This is a genomic window from Desulfobulbus sp. (genome assembly GCF_030824455.1).
GTDB lineage: Bacteria > Desulfobacterota > Desulfobulbia > Desulfobulbales > Desulfobulbaceae > Desulfobulbus.
In genome coordinates this window covers 21,364-37,673 of the sequence record NZ_JAVBXR010000080.1, presented here as the reverse complement: position 1 = coordinate 37,673, position 16,310 = coordinate 21,364, and the positions used below count along the sequence as shown (strand labels likewise).

At 61.2% G+C, this 16,310-nt stretch carries 15 protein-coding genes; all 15 read right to left on the bottom strand.

The window, feature by feature from the left end; all coding sequences use genetic code 11:
• Positions 1-752: 752 nt before the first annotated feature.
• The gene (locus RCH93_RS10405; protein ID WP_306548326.1) at positions 753-1,781 is read right to left on the bottom strand and encodes an ABC transporter substrate-binding protein; all 1,029 of its coding nucleotides are present in this window, start codon (positions 1,779-1,781) and stop codon (positions 753-755) included.
• 8 nt (positions 1,782-1,789) lie between these two features.
• Positions 1,790-3,868, bottom strand: a complete 2,079-nt coding sequence (locus RCH93_RS10400) for a TonB-dependent receptor (protein ID WP_306548325.1) — start codon at positions 3,866-3,868, stop codon at positions 1,790-1,792.
• A 1,087-nt stretch (positions 3,869-4,955) separates the two neighbouring features.
• Entirely contained in the window at positions 4,956-5,807 is an 852-nt protein-coding gene (locus tag RCH93_RS10395) for an energy transducer TonB (protein ID WP_306548324.1), read from the bottom strand.
• Positions 5,804-6,187 carry a biopolymer transporter ExbD gene (locus RCH93_RS10390; protein ID WP_306548323.1) on the bottom strand — a complete coding sequence of 128 codons (384 nt, stop codon included), beginning with the start codon at positions 6,185-6,187 and terminating at the stop codon, positions 5,804-5,806. Before RCH93_RS10390 ends, RCH93_RS10395 begins: the two co-directional genes overlap by 4 nt.
• Positions 6,168-6,608, bottom strand: coding sequence for a TonB-system energizer ExbB (exbB, locus tag RCH93_RS10385; RefSeq protein ID WP_373693281.1), 441 nt, complete (start codon positions 6,606-6,608; stop codon positions 6,168-6,170). The genes RCH93_RS10390 and exbB overlap by 20 nt, the downstream gene beginning before the upstream one ends.
• Before the next feature lie 7 nt (positions 6,609-6,615).
• On the bottom strand, positions 6,616-7,404 hold the full coding sequence (locus RCH93_RS10380; RefSeq protein WP_306548321.1) for an ABC transporter ATP-binding protein: 789 nt from the start codon (positions 7,402-7,404) through the stop codon (positions 6,616-6,618).
• The gene (locus tag RCH93_RS10375) at positions 7,401-8,411 is read right to left on the bottom strand and encodes an iron ABC transporter permease (protein WP_306548320.1); all 1,011 of its coding nucleotides are present in this window, start codon (positions 8,409-8,411) and stop codon (positions 7,401-7,403) included. Before RCH93_RS10375 ends, RCH93_RS10380 begins: the two co-directional genes overlap by 4 nt.
• Positions 8,408-9,493: an ABC transporter substrate-binding protein gene (locus RCH93_RS10370; RefSeq protein WP_306548319.1), complete on the bottom strand. Its 1,086-nt coding sequence runs from the start codon at positions 9,491-9,493 to the stop codon at positions 8,408-8,410. Before RCH93_RS10370 ends, RCH93_RS10375 begins: the two co-directional genes overlap by 4 nt.
• A gap of 268 nt (positions 9,494-9,761) precedes the next feature.
• Entirely contained in the window at positions 9,762-10,337 is a 576-nt protein-coding gene (locus RCH93_RS10365; RefSeq protein ID WP_306548318.1) for an FmdE family protein, read from the bottom strand.
• Positions 10,338-10,354: 17 nt separating this feature from the next.
• Entirely contained in the window at positions 10,355-11,296 is a 942-nt protein-coding gene (locus RCH93_RS10360; protein ID WP_306548317.1) for a DUF364 domain-containing protein, read from the bottom strand.
• Positions 11,275-11,895, bottom strand: a complete 621-nt coding sequence (locus tag RCH93_RS10355) for a class I SAM-dependent methyltransferase (protein ID WP_306548316.1) — start codon at positions 11,893-11,895, stop codon at positions 11,275-11,277. Before RCH93_RS10355 ends, RCH93_RS10360 begins: the two co-directional genes overlap by 22 nt.
• Positions 11,896-11,962: 67 nt before the next feature.
• Positions 11,963-14,092, bottom strand: coding sequence for a TonB-dependent receptor plug domain-containing protein (locus tag RCH93_RS10350; protein ID WP_306548315.1), 2,130 nt, complete (start codon positions 14,090-14,092; stop codon positions 11,963-11,965).
• Between the two features lie 86 nt (positions 14,093-14,178).
• Entirely contained in the window at positions 14,179-14,823 is a 645-nt protein-coding gene (locus RCH93_RS10345) for a class I SAM-dependent methyltransferase (protein WP_306548314.1), read from the bottom strand.
• Positions 14,820-15,656, bottom strand: coding sequence for a class I SAM-dependent methyltransferase (locus RCH93_RS10340; protein ID WP_306548313.1), 837 nt, complete (start codon positions 15,654-15,656; stop codon positions 14,820-14,822). Before RCH93_RS10340 ends, RCH93_RS10345 begins: the two co-directional genes overlap by 4 nt.
• Positions 15,653-16,297, bottom strand: a complete 645-nt coding sequence (locus tag RCH93_RS10335) for an FmdE family protein (RefSeq protein WP_306548312.1) — start codon at positions 16,295-16,297, stop codon at positions 15,653-15,655. Before RCH93_RS10335 ends, RCH93_RS10340 begins: the two co-directional genes overlap by 4 nt.
• Between the last annotated feature and the right edge of the window lie 13 nt (positions 16,298-16,310).

Sequence of the window (16,310 nt, the reverse complement as noted above, 5' to 3'; positions counted from 1 at the left end):
CACCTGCCAAGTGAGTTTTCAGGACAGGCGGATATTGCAATATTTTTACTGAAATTTCAATATGTTGATTTTAATTTTACGTTGATTTTATAGATGTTTTTTCACTGAACCAGGTAATAATAAATAGGTAAACTATCGGCTCTGCCGGTGGACTCCCAAGTTTGACAGTTCCGGGAGAAATGGGAAGTCTACGACTTCAGAACCGCTCAAAGTTCAAGAAGAGGAGACTCCCCATGTACGACGAACAAAGCCTAAGCCACGCCAAGTAGGATTGCAAGTATCACGTTATCTGGATACCGAAGTATCGCAAGAAATCGATTTTTGTATTTTCGGGGACAGTATCCCTATCATTGAGATAGAGCGATTTGATCGCCTAGCCGTGGCCATCCCGGCACTGGCGATTGTTTGCTCCGGTGTCTCGGACGCTGGAGCGTCCCAGGTCGTATTCCCACGGCGTGCGCAGGGAACGATCATCGCGCCAGCAGGGCGCAATGATGCGATGTTGGATTTCGCCACTGGGTTCATTCCATTTCTATTTCAAAAGTGAAGCGCGCAGCTTCGTCATCGACGAGCACCGCGAGGAGAAATCTTGCGGGGGAAGAGATCTCTCCCTCCGGTCGAGATGACGCAATGGGGAGCGTTGGCGAGTGCTTCGCGGGTAATTCGCGGCACAGCGCGTAGGTTGCGGGTGAGGGACGAACCCCAACAACACAAGCTGCAGCGCCATAAACGCGCTGCAGGCGTTATTGCGCTCAGAGGCCTGAAGGAGCGGCGAAATATTGATCCAGCTCTTCGCCGCTCAGGGTCACGCCGAAGAACAGGGTGAAAAAGGCCGCTGTTTTTGCCCGCAGGTCATAGGGATATTGGTCGGGATACAAGACGGCGGCCAACCAGTGGGCGCCGAGTATCCGCATCAGCGAAGGCGGGCGGTCAAGCCAGTTGAACGGGGTTCTGGGCACAAGATAGACGCGTTTTTTCTTCACCGCCGCTAGGTTGCGCCATTTGTCGTCCTGGGTGATGGCGCGCATAAATTCCTGTTCCTGGGCAATAATTACCTCAGGATTGTATTGCAGGACTTGCTCGAAATTGACGGACACCATGCCCATGACCGTGCTCTGGGTGCAGTGCTGCACGTTTTCGCCGCCGGCAAAGGTGATGGGTTCGGCGTGAAAGGAGTGTTCGCAATCGGTGCGCAACCCGTCCTGGCCCTCGGCGTAATAGACCCGAACCCGCTTTGCCGGCGGTATGGACGCGGTGAACGCCTGCAACTGTCGCAGCTCCTCTTCGGCGTATCGGGCCAACTGCGCGCCACGATCTTTTTTACCCAAAACCTCGCCCAGCATGCGGAAAACCTGCGGATACGATTCGGTCCGGTCAATGTTGACCTTGACTGCGGGGATGTTGATTTTCTGCAGATCAGCGACAACCCGGTCGCTGAGCAGGGGCGTGTCCCAGATGACGATCAACTCGGGATGGGCCAGGAGAATTTCCTCAAGATTGGGCTGGTGGTCGCCCTGCCAGCCTCCCAACACCGGCAGTTGCAGGAAGCGCGGGCTTAAAAAGCGCGGTTCGGCGTTGTTGGCGCTGTTTTTCAAAGGCGCGTTGACGGCGATCAGGGTGTCGGAGTTCAGCACATAGGCCAAAAGAGTCATTGGCGGCGCGGAGCCGAACACCCGCGTAATCGCAGGCGTTGCCCGCTGTTGTATCGGGCCGGCGGCCTCCAGCGCGGCCCCGCATGGGGCCGCAACCAGAAGCAATAAATAGATCGCAAACAGGCGCATGGCAGGCTCTAAAACTGCACGCGCAGCGAAAGCAGGCCGTTGACGCCGGGATCGTCGGGCAGATACCACGCGGTCGAGGACACCCGGTCCAGATGCTCGCGGTATTCGCAGTCAAACACATTGTTGAGATCAAAGGCCACCACGGTTTTTTTGGCCCAGGCCCATTGATCAAAGGCATAGCTGATGGAAAGATTGGTTAACGCATAGCCGGCGGTCGGCGTCTCGCCGTTGATTTTCGATATCCGGTCCTGGTTGTCGACCATCATCTCCTCAATGCGCCAGTTCAACCCCAGCTCCCGGCGCTGCCCCACGGCAACGGTCAGCTTTTGCGGGGCAATGTAGGCCAGCGGCTGGTCGTAGGTTTCATTTTCGCCATAGGTGTACAGATAGCTGGCCTCGACAAAACGGTCGCCGCCCAGATTATAGCCAACCATGGCTTCCGCCCCGTAGATCTCCGCGTCGTCAAGGTTGATGAATTGTTTGATCGGCAAGCCGGCGGTGGTTTTGAAGCCGGTGTTGACCAACTCGATGTAATCCGAATATTTCTGATAGTAGAGGGCGCTGGTGTAATAGAAGGCGCCCAGCTTGCCGTCCGCGCCGAGGTCGGCGCCCCAGACGGTTTCGTTGTCTAGGGTCTGATTGGGAATCTGCGAGCCGTTGCCGGGATTGTTGCCATACGCCTCGTTGAAATAAGGGGTGCGCGTGGCGTTGGACAGTTTGACGTAGGGGACAAAGGCGGAACAGAATTTGTAGCCGGCAATGACGCCGGCGGAGAACAGGTTGTCGTCTTCATGGGTGTCCTCCTGCCGTATCTGATCCAACAGCGCCGCAGGCACAAGCTTTGCCAGCGCCGAGGTGTTGATGTTGGAGTCGACATTGCGCCGCACATGCTCGTAGCCGCCCGACAGGTTGAAAAAGGCCTTGTCGTAGGTGAAGTCGTCGGCCGCGTTGAGCGCATACGAGCTGATGTCCCCGCCGCTGATGCCGTAGGCGTTGGTCCAGTCACCCCAGGTTTTGGTCGCCATGTTGAACTTGCGCAGGCCGTTGGTGATGTCCATTTTGGAGTAGCCGGTGGAAAAGGAGAGCAGATGATCGTCCAAGGCCTTCTTGGCCGAGACCTTGCCGCCCCGGGTCTCGCTTTCGCGGTAGAGTTGGTTCATTTCTGAGGGCGTGGCCTCGCGGTTGGTATTGACGTCGTAGTGCAGGTCGTTGCCATAGAGCTGCACGTCCACATCCTTCAGGCCGCCCAGAGAGGCGTCCCGATACCCGACAAAGTAGTATTTGCCGTCGTCGTTGGGTCTGTCGGTGTACAGCCAGACGCCGCCGTTCTGATACCGGGAAAAGGGATCTTCGGAATCCGCCTCGATTTTCATGTAGCGGAGATAGGCGTAGCTGTCGTCGCTGACCTTGACCGCCGCCGCGCCGTTGTAGTTGGACATCTCATACCCCGAATGGAGCACTTCATCGCCATTGCCGTCCTCGTATCCCATAAAGTCGGACACGCCGCCGCTGAGCGAGAAACTGAAGCGGTCGTTGAACACCTCTGCCCCCATGGAGGTGGACAGGCCGGATTCCGAGAACAACCCGCTTTGCACGTTCATAAATCCTGACGCGCCAAAGGCGTCGGTCTTGCCGAAGGTCGGTTCCGCGAATTTGGCCACCACCGCGCCGCTCATGGCCCCCATGCCCAGGGTGGAGGCGTTCGCGCCGCGATACACGTCCACCGAACCAACGTCGATCATACTGAGCAGATTGGTGGAATCGTTGTGACCGGCGTTGAGACGCATGCCTTCGAGATACACCGGCACGCCTTTCGTGCCCCGGCCGCGAATGTAGGGCTCGGCGTTGTAACTGCCGTCTTTGAGGAGTTCCACGTAAAAAATATCCTTCAGGGCCTCGCTGAGGGTGTCGGGCCGGACCGGCTCCTGATCGAGTGCAATCGTCTCTTTGGGGGCGGCCAGCGATTGCTCGGCCACGGCGGTTTCTTCCACGGTGATCTGTTCAAGCGTGGCGGTCTCCGCCCGGACGGCATGGTGGGAGAGGCTCAACAAACACGTGAGTCCAGATACAAGAAACTTTTTTTTCACTTCATCCTCCTGTGGGTTGTCGATGGTGGAACGTCAATTTTTTTGATTACGATTAATCTTCAGCCAGAGACCGTTTGACGGTATGGGATCTCTCGCTTGCATCCACGCTTGAGACGACGTCTCGGAGAGGTCGTTTCGACGAGCACAGCGAGGAGAAATCTCGCGGGGGAAGAGATCTCTCCCACCGGTCGAGCTCACGCAATGAGGAGCGTTGGCGAGTGTTTCGCAGTTCATTCACGGCACAGCGCGTAGGTTGCGGGTGAGGAACGAACCCCAACACAATATCCATATGTTTACCCTTCGTTCCTCTTGCCGTTTTCGCCGCTGCGAGCGTGCCGGCATTGCATCCTCTCGGTTTTATGACCCAAAGTTATAAAACCCACCCTTTGTCTCCCTGCGGGAGGGGCTTTCTTTTCTTTGCTTGCCCAAAGAAAAGAAACAAAAGAAAGGGCAGCCCTGGCGCTGAGACTGCCCCGTTCGCCAAGGTGCGGAACCGGCGGGGCAATAACTCGCTGCGCTCAAACAGTTTGCCCCTTGTATCCGGTTCCCCACCTCGCCGAACGGCTCAGCGCCAATGGCCCCCCATCGTGCCCGAACACCCCTCAACGAAACAAGCCGCACCCCGGCGGGGCGGACGTCCGTGGCTATCGGGATTAGGATGGATATAAAGCTGGGGTTCGTTCCTCACCCCAACCATCCTCGCTGCCCACTCTTGCGCAAGACCTTCCATCTCGGTCATTTCGACGAGCGCAGCGAGGAGAAATCTCACGGGGGAAGAGATCTCTCCCGTTGGTCGAGATGACGAAATAGGGAGCGTTCCCGGCTAATTCGCGGCCCAGCGCGTAGGTTGTGGGTGAGGAACGAACCCCAACAATATCCATATGTTTACCCCTCGTTCCTCTTGTTGTTTTCGCCGATGCGCGCGAGCCGTCATTGCATCCTTTCGTTCCCACGCAGGATTGTGGGCACGATCCTCCGAGGCCAACACGCCTGAAAAAAACCCGCAGCTGCGTCATTATTCTGTGGATTATCGACGGTAAATCAACATCTTGTTCAAAGAATGTAGGGGCGGCGAAACCGAGTCGGCCTATTTGAGGTTGTAGACAATGGGCAGCACCAGTTGGGCGCGGGCCGGCGGCCGGGGAAAGGGGGCGATCCTGCGGATGGTGGCCACCACGTTGTTGTCGAGGATTTCGTGACCAGAGCCGGAGACAATGGCGATGTCCTCGACCTGGCCGTCTTCCCTGAGCAGAAACGAGACCACGATCTTGCCGGTCAGCCCCATCTTTCGGGCTGTGGCCGGGAAACTCAGGTTGTTCAGGATCAGCCGGCGGATGTATTCAAAGTTGTAACTCGCCTTGCCGCCGCCCCCTGCGCCGCCTCCTGTCCCTTCGTGTTTTCCGCCCGGCTGTGCGCCTCCCGACTGGCTGCCGGCCGCTGTCTGGTTTGAAGCGGTTGCTGTGGTTGAAGCTGCTGCGGTTGAACCGCCCGGGTCGCTCTGGGATGTTCCTGTCTGCGCTTCCGCGTTCGATTCCTCCGGCTGGGCGTCAGTTTTTGGCGCGGGCGCTGGTTCCGGGGTTGGCTGCACGGCGGGCTGGGCTGGCATTTTCGCCGCTTCCTTTGCCGCCTTGGGCTTTGGGGCCGCTGGTTTTTTGGGTTTTTGCGGTTGCTTGATTGCGGGCTTGAGCAGCTCTTTTTGCGGCTCTTTTGGGGGAGCAACCGGTTGGGCCTTCGCCGGTTCCGCGCCAGCCGGTTTCTGCTGTTCGTCGCCGGCCGGCTGGTTGGGCGGGCCGGTTGCGGCTTCGGCGGTTGCAATCGAAAAATCAATCACCAACGGCGGTGTTTGGGTGGTCGCATAGCGGCTGAGCAGCAGTCCGCCAAGGATAAGGAAAGCGTGCAGCAACAGCGAAATCTGGGTGGCTTTGCTTTGGCGGCTCATGGGGTCTGCTCGGTCTGCAGGCTGAGATGAGTAAAACCGAGTTGCTTGATCGCCCCGAACACGTCGACAAATCCCTGCAGGGCCAGGCTCTTGTCGGCCCGCACCAGGATCGGCGTTTCCCGGTCAACCCCCTCCAGAACCGCCGCGAGCGAGATCAGCGACACCTCCTCCGCCTCCAGCCAGATGCGGCCCTCTTTGTCGATGCTCACCGTTCGGGGGTGGGGGGCGGTGGTCTCCTCGCTGGTCGACGCCTTGGGCAGCTCCACTTGGATGGAGCCGGCGGCGATGAAGGTGGAGGTGGTGAGGACAATGGTCAGCAGCACCAGCATCACGTCCACCAGCGGAATGACGTTGAGATAGTCAAATTCCTTTTCGTCCATCACGGATGTCCCACTGCATGAGCAGCACCTTGCATTTTCTGAGGAGCAGGTTGTAGAGGGTGACCGCCGGAATGGCCACCAGCAGGCCGAGCGCGGTGGCCTTGAGCGCCAGGGCCAACCCCTGCATGATCTTGGTGGTGTCGAACCCGGCCGTGCCGATGTCGTAAAAGGTGAGCATGATCCCCAGCACCGTGCCCAACAGGCCGATATACGGCGCATTGGCGCCGATGGTGGCAATCAGGTGCAGCTTGTGGGTCAGGTGCAGCTCCAGCTCCCGGCGGTCGGCAAAGGTCTCGATCCGGACAACCCGGTAGACCAGGAACCGTTCCAGGGCCAGGGACACCGCCGCAACGCTGAGCAGCAGCAGCAATCCGAGCACGCCGTAATCAACGATGTTGTGCAGCTCATTCATCCAATCCATCATCGCCTCACAGTGCCCAGGCAGGCACGCAGACCCTGCCGTTGCCGTTGTATCCAGGAATGGCCGCCACATGCACGTCGATGCGGTAGAGGGCGCGCAGAGTTTCCCGGGTGATGGTCGCCTCGGGGCAGCCGTCGGCAAGCACTGCGCCCTCTTTGAGCAGAATGACCCGGTCGGCGGTCATCAGGGCATGGTCGGGAAAATGGGTGGTCATGATAAAGGTCAAGCCCTCCTTGGCCAGTCCGTTGACGTCGCGCAGCAACCGCATCTGGTTGCCGTAATCAAGGCCGTTGACCGGCTCGTCCATAATGAACACGTTTGCCCCCTGGGCGATGGCCCGGGCGATCAGGGTCAACTGCCGCTCGCCGCCGCTGATTTCGGTGTAGGCGCGGTCTTGTAGGTCAAGGAGGTTGAGCCGGGCCATGGCGGCCGTGGCGATCTCCCGGTCCTGGGCCGAATAGGTCGAGAAAAAACCGTGGTAGGGCATGCGCCCCATCAGCACCACGTCGGCCACGGTGTAGGCAAAGGCCTCGCGGTGCACCTGCGGCACATAGGCGATCCGCTTGGCCAGTGCATTGCGGGGGTAGCTCTGCAGCAACCGGTTCTCAAAGTGGACAAAGCCGCTGTCCGGTTTGAGCAGCCCCAGGAGGATTTTCAGCAGGGTGGTCTTGCCGCTGCCGTTGGGGCCGAGCAGGGAAACCACCTCGCCCTGTTGGAAATCCAGGGTCACCTCGTGCAGCACCTTGCGGCCGTGGTAGGCAAAACTGACGGCCAGGGTTTGAATCAGCGCGTTCATCGCCAGCTCCTATGGGCGTTTTTCAGCACCAAGACGAAAAAGGGGATGCCGATCAGCGAGGTGACGATGCCGGTCGGGATCTCAAAGGAGAACAGCAGCCGGGAGACGTTGTCCACCACCAGCAGGTACACCGCGCCCACCAGGGCGGCGGCGGGCAACAGCACACGGTTGTCCGGGCCGACCAGCATCCGGCAGATGTGGGGGATGATCAATCCCACCCAGCCGATGATGCCGCCGATCACCACGGTCAGGGCGCTGATCAGGGTGGCCAGGAAAACAACCGTCATCCGCACCCTGCCAACGTTGATTCCCAGCGACTTGGCCTCTTCCTCGCCCATGCTCATGGCGTTGAGCCGGCCGCCGTTCAAAATCAGGACGATCATGCCCAGCAGCATGGGCAGGCTGACCAGCAGCATGGTGCGGCCGTCCACGGCCGAGAGGTTGCCCATCAGCCAGTAGACAATCGCCGGCAGCTGGTTGGAGGGATCGGCCGCGTACTTGACGATCGAGAGCGAGGCGGTGAAAAAGGCCCCGCTGATGATCCCGCCCAGCACCAGCATGATGATCGAATGGGCCCGGAAGATGCGGGCAATGGACACCGCGACCCCGACGGCGGCAAAACCGAACAGCAGGGTGGAGCACTGCACCATCAGCCAGCTTTTGGAGAGAATCATGCCCAGGGCGGCGCCGAACGAGGCCCCGGCGAGCACGCCGAGCAGCCCCGGCGAGACCAGGGGGTTGATGAACAGGGCCTGAAAGGCGGTTCCGGACACCGACAGCGAGGCCCCGATCAGGATCGCGGCCATGATGCGCGGCAGGCGGATGTCGAACAGGATGTTGGTCAGCAGGCTGCGTTGTTCTGCGGAGAGTGCGGCGCCGCCGGACGCCTTCCAGCCGGCAAAGGCCAGGATGTCGGCCAGCGGCACCCGGTATTTGCCAAGGTAGAGGGAAACCAGGGCAACCGCGATCAGGAGCAGGGCCAGCAAGGGCAGGGCGATCCGCTTCATCGGTTAAGCACTTCCCTGGCCTGGGCCTCACTCAGCTCAACGCCGAGGAAAAGGGTGTAAAAGGCGCGGGTTTCTGCCAACATGTCCACCGGATACAGATCGGGATGGAGCAGGTTGAGCAGCCATTTGACGCCCAGCAGCCGCATGAACGAGGGCGGCCGGTCAAACCAGTTGAACGGCTCAAAGGGGATGAGATAGACCCGCTTGTCCCGCACGGCGCGCAGGTTCTTCCAGCGGGGATCGGTGAACACGGTGGTGAAAAAGGTTGGCTCTTTGACCAGGATGACCTCGGGATCGTAGAGCAGCAACTGCTCCATCGAAATTTTCTCCATGCCGTAATGGTCCATCTCTTCGCCATGGTGAACGTTGACCCCACCGGCCAGGGGGATCAGTTCGGCGTGGAACGAACTGGCCCGCTCGGTGCTCAGGCCGTCCGTGCCTTCGGCGTAGTACACCCGGATTTTTTTGTTGTCGGGGATTGCGGCGGTGAGCGTCTTGGCCTGGTCGATGGCTGTTTGGGCGTAACCGCGCAGGGTTTCGCCGCGCTCCCTGCGGTTGGTGAGGTCGCCGATGAAACGCAGGGCCTCGGGATAATCGAGGATGCTGCCCAGGCGCACCGTCACCAGCGGGAACGGCATGGCGGCCATGGATTCAAGAAACTTCTGATTGGCGGCGTCGTCCTTCCAGGCCCAGTGAATGATGAAATCCGGCTTGACCTGAAGCAGCACCTCGCGGTTGAGGGTTCGGCCCTGACCGGCCAAGCCGCCAATCACCGGCAACTGGCGGTAGCCTGGCACGGTGTATTTTTTCTCACTGTCCCAGAGCGGGAAATTGAGACCGGCAAGCAGGGCAGGATCAATGGCGTAGAGCAGGTAGGTTCCCGGCGGCGACACCGCCGCCACCTTGGTCACCCTGTCCGGGATGGTCATCCTGCGGCCGCTCATGTCGACGATCTCGCGCGTCTGGGCGCTCAGCGGCGCCAGCAGCATGATCAGCGCCAGCACCAGGGCCGGGACGAGCCGCAGGCAGGGGGGCAGGGGGGGCGAATCTGCGCCGGGACGGCGCCAGGGCGGATGGTTCATTGCAGTGCTCCAGGTGCTGCCGAAGAAATCCGGCAGGGAAATGGGTTGAGAAGGGTGAGATGTTTGCAAAATGAAAAAAAGCACAGTTAAAGATATTTGGTGTTCGTGTAGGGGCGCATGGCATGCGCCCAAGCAAAGAATTAAACCGGCCCAGAAGGGCGCACTCAAAAGGGCGCACGCCGTGCGCCCCTACTTCGGGCCATGGTGAAATTGCCAACGCCTGCGCGGAATCTCGGGAGATTCCATGCGGGCGTTGCAACACGCCAGGTCAGCCGACAACCCGGTAGTAGTCGGCCTCCGAGGCGCAGGGCGTGCAGAAAATCTGTTCCCCGCGGCGCACCTCACGGCCGTCCATGATGGTTTCGCCGCAGTGGGCGCAATCCACCCGGGAGAGCGGCTTGCCCGGCAGATCCTCGGGGCGGAGCGGAACCTCCACCTCGGTAATGGTGAACAATTCCTCCTCGGGCAGGTTGGCAAAATCGGGCTGGGCGTCGTTTTCGTTTTCGCCGGGCTTCTTGTGGCTTTTGATCACCACCCGGAAGGCCTTGTTGGTCTCCAGATTGATGAAGGTGGCGGCCATTTTGCCGTAGTCGCGGATTTTCATGGTGCGCTTGCCCGGGCGGCAACCGGTCAGGGCCATGATCGCGTCGGTGGTGCAGCGGTCAATCTCGACAAAGACGATTAGCTTTTTCCGGTCCGCGCCCTTGGGGTCGGTGACGCCGATCCGGCGCAGCCCGCTCATGGTCATGCGGGTGCCGATCTTGATGCCGTGGCAGATGTCGCCGTGAAAGGTGCCGGCCTGCTGCACCAGATTTTCATACGTGTCAAAGTAGTTGGCTTCCATTGTTGCTCCTTGGTTGTTTAAGAATGCGTCAGTCCCAGTTGCTGCAGGCGCGGGACGTTGAGCAGGTTGAGTTTGCGCACGCAGCCGGAAAACAGCCGGTAGCCGCCGCCGCCCTCGGCCAGTAGATCCAGGGCGCGGTCGCTGTCGGTGACCATGGCCGTGCCGACCAGGGCGACCCTGCGGCGAAAGAGCGGCTCCGGCACGAAGCCGGCGCTCGGCCCCACCACGGCGATGGCCGCCTCCGGGGGGACCAAGTCGATCAATTCCTCGATGCTGCCGTTGGCGACGGCGGCCCCGGTGAACACCGCTGTTTGGCAGCAGGCCAGGCGTTCGGCGGTCTGTTCCGGCGGCGCAAAAACGCCGTAGCCGGCCTGGGCCTCGGCCTGGGTTTCCTTTTTGCGGTCGATGACCACCACTTCGGCCGGATCAAGCTCCCGCAACCGTTTGAGCAGCGGGATGATCGCCCCCACCATGCACACCCGACGCCGGATAAACAGGGCGTCCATGGTCGAAAGATCGTCGCCGCCGTCCAGGCAGTAGCGGCTGCCGGCAAACAGCGAGGCGGACAGCGCGTTGAGCGTGGCCAGGCGGATAACCTCGGCAAAGGGGTGGACCAGATCACCCCGGATCACCGCGCCGGCGGTCATGCCCCGAACCATGGGCGAGCCGCCCCGGAGGATGCGGCGGCCGGCGTTGCGGACCACCTCCGGCGGGGTGTAGGCGACCCCGCCCTGGCCGTTGGCAAGCTTGACCCCGACAAAGAAAACGCCTACCACCAGCCGTTCGATGGTCAGCGACTCCAGGGCGGCGCCGTGGATTTCGGCCAGCACCGCCGCCGCCTCGGCAAGAATCCGCGCAGACCCGGCCGCAGCGGCTCCGTGGTCGGCGTGTGCTTCGTTGCCGCCTGGAACCGGTTCTGTTTCCGCTGGATGCGGAGTTATTTTTGAAAGAAGATCCATAATCCCTCGTCGCTGCGGTTGACCTCAAAGGGGTCAATGCCCGCCTTGATTAAGCCCTCGATATACTGCCGGTTGTCGCGCTGGGGCGGGGTGCGCTTTTTTTGCCGCCACTCGGGGTAGAGCTTGCGCCGCTGTTCTTCCATCTCGGCACGGGTGTTGGGATCGCCCAGACCGCCGCCGACGTAGGCGTGGCCGCCCGGCCGCAGCACTCGCCGGATCTCGGCAAAGGCTGCGGCCAGATCCTCCCAGAAAGGGAGCGATCCCCGGCTGATCGCCAGATCGACGCAACCGTCGGCTAGGGGAATGGACTGAACCTGACCGCGCAGGGTGCGGGCCCGGTGGGCGCAGCCAAAGGCTTTGATGTTCTCTTCAGCGCAGGCTAGCATCTCCGGCGACTGGTCGAGGAAGATGCAGTCCAGATCCGTGATCCGGGCCAGGGCCAGGCCCAGGTAGCCGCCGCCGCAACCGAGGTCGAGGCAGGTTCCGGCGAACACCCCGGTGCGGGCGTCGATCCGCTCGGCATAGTAGGCGTAGATCGGCGCATTGACTCCCAAAGCCGTTTCGTTGTAGACCCGGACGTCGGTGGGTTGCATGCTCATGGCGCCGCCTTCAGCCATGCGCCGAGCCGGTCTGTGTGTCCAACCGTTAACAGCATGACATTCCTCCTCAAAAGGCCCAGGACAGTTCCAGGCCGACGGTCCGGCCGCGATCCGGGTAGTAGCCGGTGACGTAGCGGCTGGAGTAGTTGTCGTCGCCCAGGTTGCGGCCAAACAGGGTGGCGGTCAGCAGGGTTTCGCTGAGCTGGAAGTCGCGCTGGATGTTGGCGTCGATCCGGGTGTAATCGCCGATGCCGTCCACCGTGCTGACGCCCATGGGGCTGCCGGTGTTGGTCCACTGATCCACCTGCTTGATCGACAAATTGAAGCGGTACGGGTCCCAGCGGTGGCTCAGGGTGAGGCCGAACAGGTTTTCCGGGGTGGTCACCCCCAGGGCGTCGGTGGTGACGCCGTTGCTGGTGGTTTCGCCGTCGAGCATCCGCGTCCAGCTCAGTTTGTAGGTGGTGTTTTCGGCGATGGTTCCCTTGATTAGCAGCTCAATACCTCGGCGCAGTTCGTCCGACTGGGTGTAGTAATAATAGGTGGCGCCGTTGGCCACATAGGTGGTGTTGGAGGCGGTTTTGGCGTTCTCGGTGTCGATGTCGAACCAGGTCAGGCCGGGCTGGAACCAGGGTTTGACCTCCGCTTCCAGGCCGACTTCGATCCGTTCCTGGCGTTCGGGATTGAGGGGGCCGGTTTTGGGCAGCGGTTTCATGTCGAAATCGCCGGAGGTTCCCTGGTCGCCGTGATAGTAGCGGCCGCTGAGCGCCACCATGTCGGTGATCTGCCAACGACTGCCCAGGGCGTAGACCTTGGCCGGATCCATGTCGACGTCGTTGTTGGCCTTATCCGCCGTGACCTTGGTGCTGGAATTGTCGATGTGCTTGGTGTCCTGGCGATAGCCGCCGTCCAGCACCAGTTTTTCGTTGAACAGCTTCTGCTCCACCGAACCGGACCAGCCGGTGATGGTGGTGTCGTAGCGGTTGTAGGCGGTGCTGAGGTTGGGGCCAAAGCCGTTGCTGCTCGACGCCTGGCCGCCCAACTGCACCAGGGTGTCGCCGAATCGGGCGTTGTGGCGCAGGCCAAAGCCGCTGGTTTCTTCCTCGAACTCGCGCAGGGTGGCGGCTGAGGTGGTGAAACTCTCGTTGTGCTCAGTCTGCTCGTACTGGGTCTTGTAGAGATTGAACAAGGTGGTCTGATTGGGCGTCCATTGCAGGGCCATGTCCGTGGTGTAAAGGGTGGTTTCAAGAGGGTCGTACCACCATTTGTCCGACATCAGGGCGCCGGCGGCGGTGATGCCGCGCTGCATCTCCAGCGTGCCCGAATCCTTGTAGGCCATCATATTGACGTTGAGCTTGCCCAGGGCAAAGCCGGCGCTGCCCATGCCGCCCTCATTGCTGCGGCCGTCATACCAGTCGTCCTGGCTGGGACGATCCATTTTTGCGGCTAAACCGGCCAGATACCCTTTGATTGGGCCAGCGTCCGCGCCTGATTTGTCTTGGCCCTTGTCGCCTTCGCCGAATCGGGTGCCGGCGTAGACGCTTTCGTTGGTCTCTACCGGGTGTCCGCCGTTGGCCTTTTCCGCCGAGGCTGTCAGCACCGCCTCGGTTTTTTTCGGCTGCTTGGTGCGGATGATGATAAAGCCGGTGTTCAGGCCCGAGCCCGAGTTGGAGGCGCCGATGGGGATCGACGGCCCCAGGGTCAGCGAGGTGGAGCCCCGGACAATCTGCATCTCCTCAATCGCCGCGATGGGAAATTTATACAAAATCCGGTTGGACGAGGGCGGCAGCACCGCGCCGTCGATGATGTAGGTAAAGGTTCCGCCGCCCCGTTCCTCGACAATGTAGGGGCTGCGGCGTCCCTGGTAGATCAGGTTGACCCCGGCGGCCTTGTCGAGCAGATCAAAGACGTTGTCCGGATGGAGCGCCTTGATGTCTTTTTCCGTGAACACCTCGGTTCCGAAACGGGCGCTGGCCTCGACCCGATAAAGGTTGGTGACGCTGTCGGCCTTGAGGTCTTCCCGCTGGCTGTCGGTTTCTCCTTCAACCACAATCGGTTTGAGTTGTTGGGTGGTCTCGGCTTGTTCCGATTCAACGGCGGTTGCAGCGGCTGCAGTGGTTGCTGTAGATGCGGCGCAGGCGGCAAGCAGCAGAACGGCGGCGGCAAGTCTTCCCGTGGGGGCGGTGTAACGGCGGTTCATAATCCCTTCCTTGTGAGCGGGTGAAAATTGTTGGTCGTGAATGATCGGCGCGCGCAGTGTTTGTAGCGCTGCGCTGTTGGCCGATTTCAGTTCGGCTTGCGTATGACAATCCACAACCCAATGTCTTCGCTGTGGATGATCGTCGAGTCGGCGATCCCGGCGTCGGCCAGGGCCTGCTCGCAACGGGCGCGCATCTCCGGGCCAAGGTTGCGGCGCATCTTGTCGCCGAACTGGTTGCCGCCCTGGTCGCCGCCTTGGTCGCGCTCCGCCATCTGTCGGCGGATCGAGTCCTTCAGCTCCTTGGAGCCGAATCCGCCGCCGATGTAGGTTTGGCCGCCGGGGGCTAGGACGCGATAGATTTCGCGGAAGGCCTGGGGTAGGTCGTCCCAGAAAAAGATCGAACCCCGGCTGACGATAAGATCCACGGAGCCGTCCGGCAGGGCGATGGAGCCAACCTCGCCCGCCAGCGTGCCGGCCCGGCCCCGCAAATCGTTCTCGTCAATGGTGTGCTCGGTCAGGTCCAGCATCTCCTCGGATTGATCAAAGAAATAGACGAACAATTCCGTGCGCCGCGCCAGGGCCGCGCCCAGCGAGCCGACGCCGCAGCCGACGTCCAGGCAGGTTCCCCGGGTAATGCCGGTGGCGGCGACGATCTGATCGGCAATCACCGGGTAGATGGGGGCAAAGACGGTGTGGGCGATCTCGCTGAATGCCTTGGCGTTGATCTTCATGCTGCTTTGCTCCAGGAGATGATGGCCCAGCGCACGGAGCGGCGGTACGACAGCGCCCAGCCGCTGGCTGTTTTCACCAGATGTTTGCTGAAATAGCCCCGCAGCCGTTCGGTTTCTTCGGGCGCGAGGCCGTCGAGCATCCAGCCGAATTTTTCCACCGCGTCGTCGAGGTCGCTGTAGGTGGAACCGCTGTCGCCGTGGTTGACAAAGCGGACTTCGGCGTGGATGCCCATCTGGTGCAGCAGGTTGTAGACGTAGATGTAATCCGGGCCGCGATCCAGCTCGCGGCCAATGGCCTCGAAAATCTTGCGGTCAAAGGGGCCGTCGCCGACCAGCGAGGCGACGTACACCCGGCGGCGGGCCTTGTTGTTTAACTTCATCAACGCGGTGCGCAGGTCGTGGACCACCAGCGAGCGCGAGGCAATGGCCACGTCGTGTTCGGCAATGCCCGCCTGGTCCCAGTCGTCTTCCCAGCCGATGACCTTGGCGGCGACGTTGCTCAGCCCGTGTTCCACGCAGTGGGCGTTGAGCAGGGCAATCATGGCGTCGGAAAAATCAATGGCGGTGATTTGTTGCACCATGCCGGCAAGCGGGATGGCCAGGGTGCCGGCGCCGCAGCCGACGTCAAGCACCGACCACTGCGGTTGCGGAGCCAGCAGGCGGAGAAACTCTTCGGCATACGCGCTTTTTCTGGCGTGCTGGGCAAAGGAGGCTGCCCGTTTGTTCCAGTGGCTGTTGTCGCTGCGGTCGTTCTTTTTGTGTTTGCGGGCCTCTTGCCAGGCCAGGTTCCAGTCGAGGGTGTGCATGGGGTTCGATGTTTGGCTGAGATTCATGGGATCAGGGCCTCGCGGCGGAGGGCGTCCGGGGTTTGTTCCACCGTGTCAGGTTCGGCGGTGTAATAGGTCGCGCCCGAGGCGCAGGGGCGGCAGAGGGTTTGGCCGTCCAACGCCACATCCCGGCAGTCAAGCACGGTCTCGCCGCAGGCGGCGCATTGCACCTTGCGGGTGGGCCGGCCGGGCATGTCCTTGCACTTGACCGCAACCCGCACCGGGGTGGTCTGGAAGAGGTCGACGTCGTCCATCTCCCGGTAGGCGCGCATCTGGGCCGCTTTTTCATCCAGGTTCGGATAGAGGGCCAGGGCTTTGTCCTGGGCGTCCGGCCGCGAGCAGATGCGCACCGCCTCGCCGGTTTCCAGGTTGAGGAAGGTGGCGGCCATTTTGCCGTTGTCCACGATCTTGAGGCTGCGGCGGCCGACCCGCGAACCAGTGACGGTCATGATCGCGTCGGCGGCGCAGCGGTCGATTTCAACAAAGACCATCAGTTTTTTGCGGTCCTCGCCCAAAGGATCGGCGACGCCTGCCAGGCGCAAACCCAGCATGGCCAGACGCACCCCGATCATCTGCCCTAGACAGAGGTGGCCGTGGAAGGCGACTGCCGCCTGTAAATGGCGTTCAAAGGCTTCTTGATTGCTCATGGTGAGGGCTCCC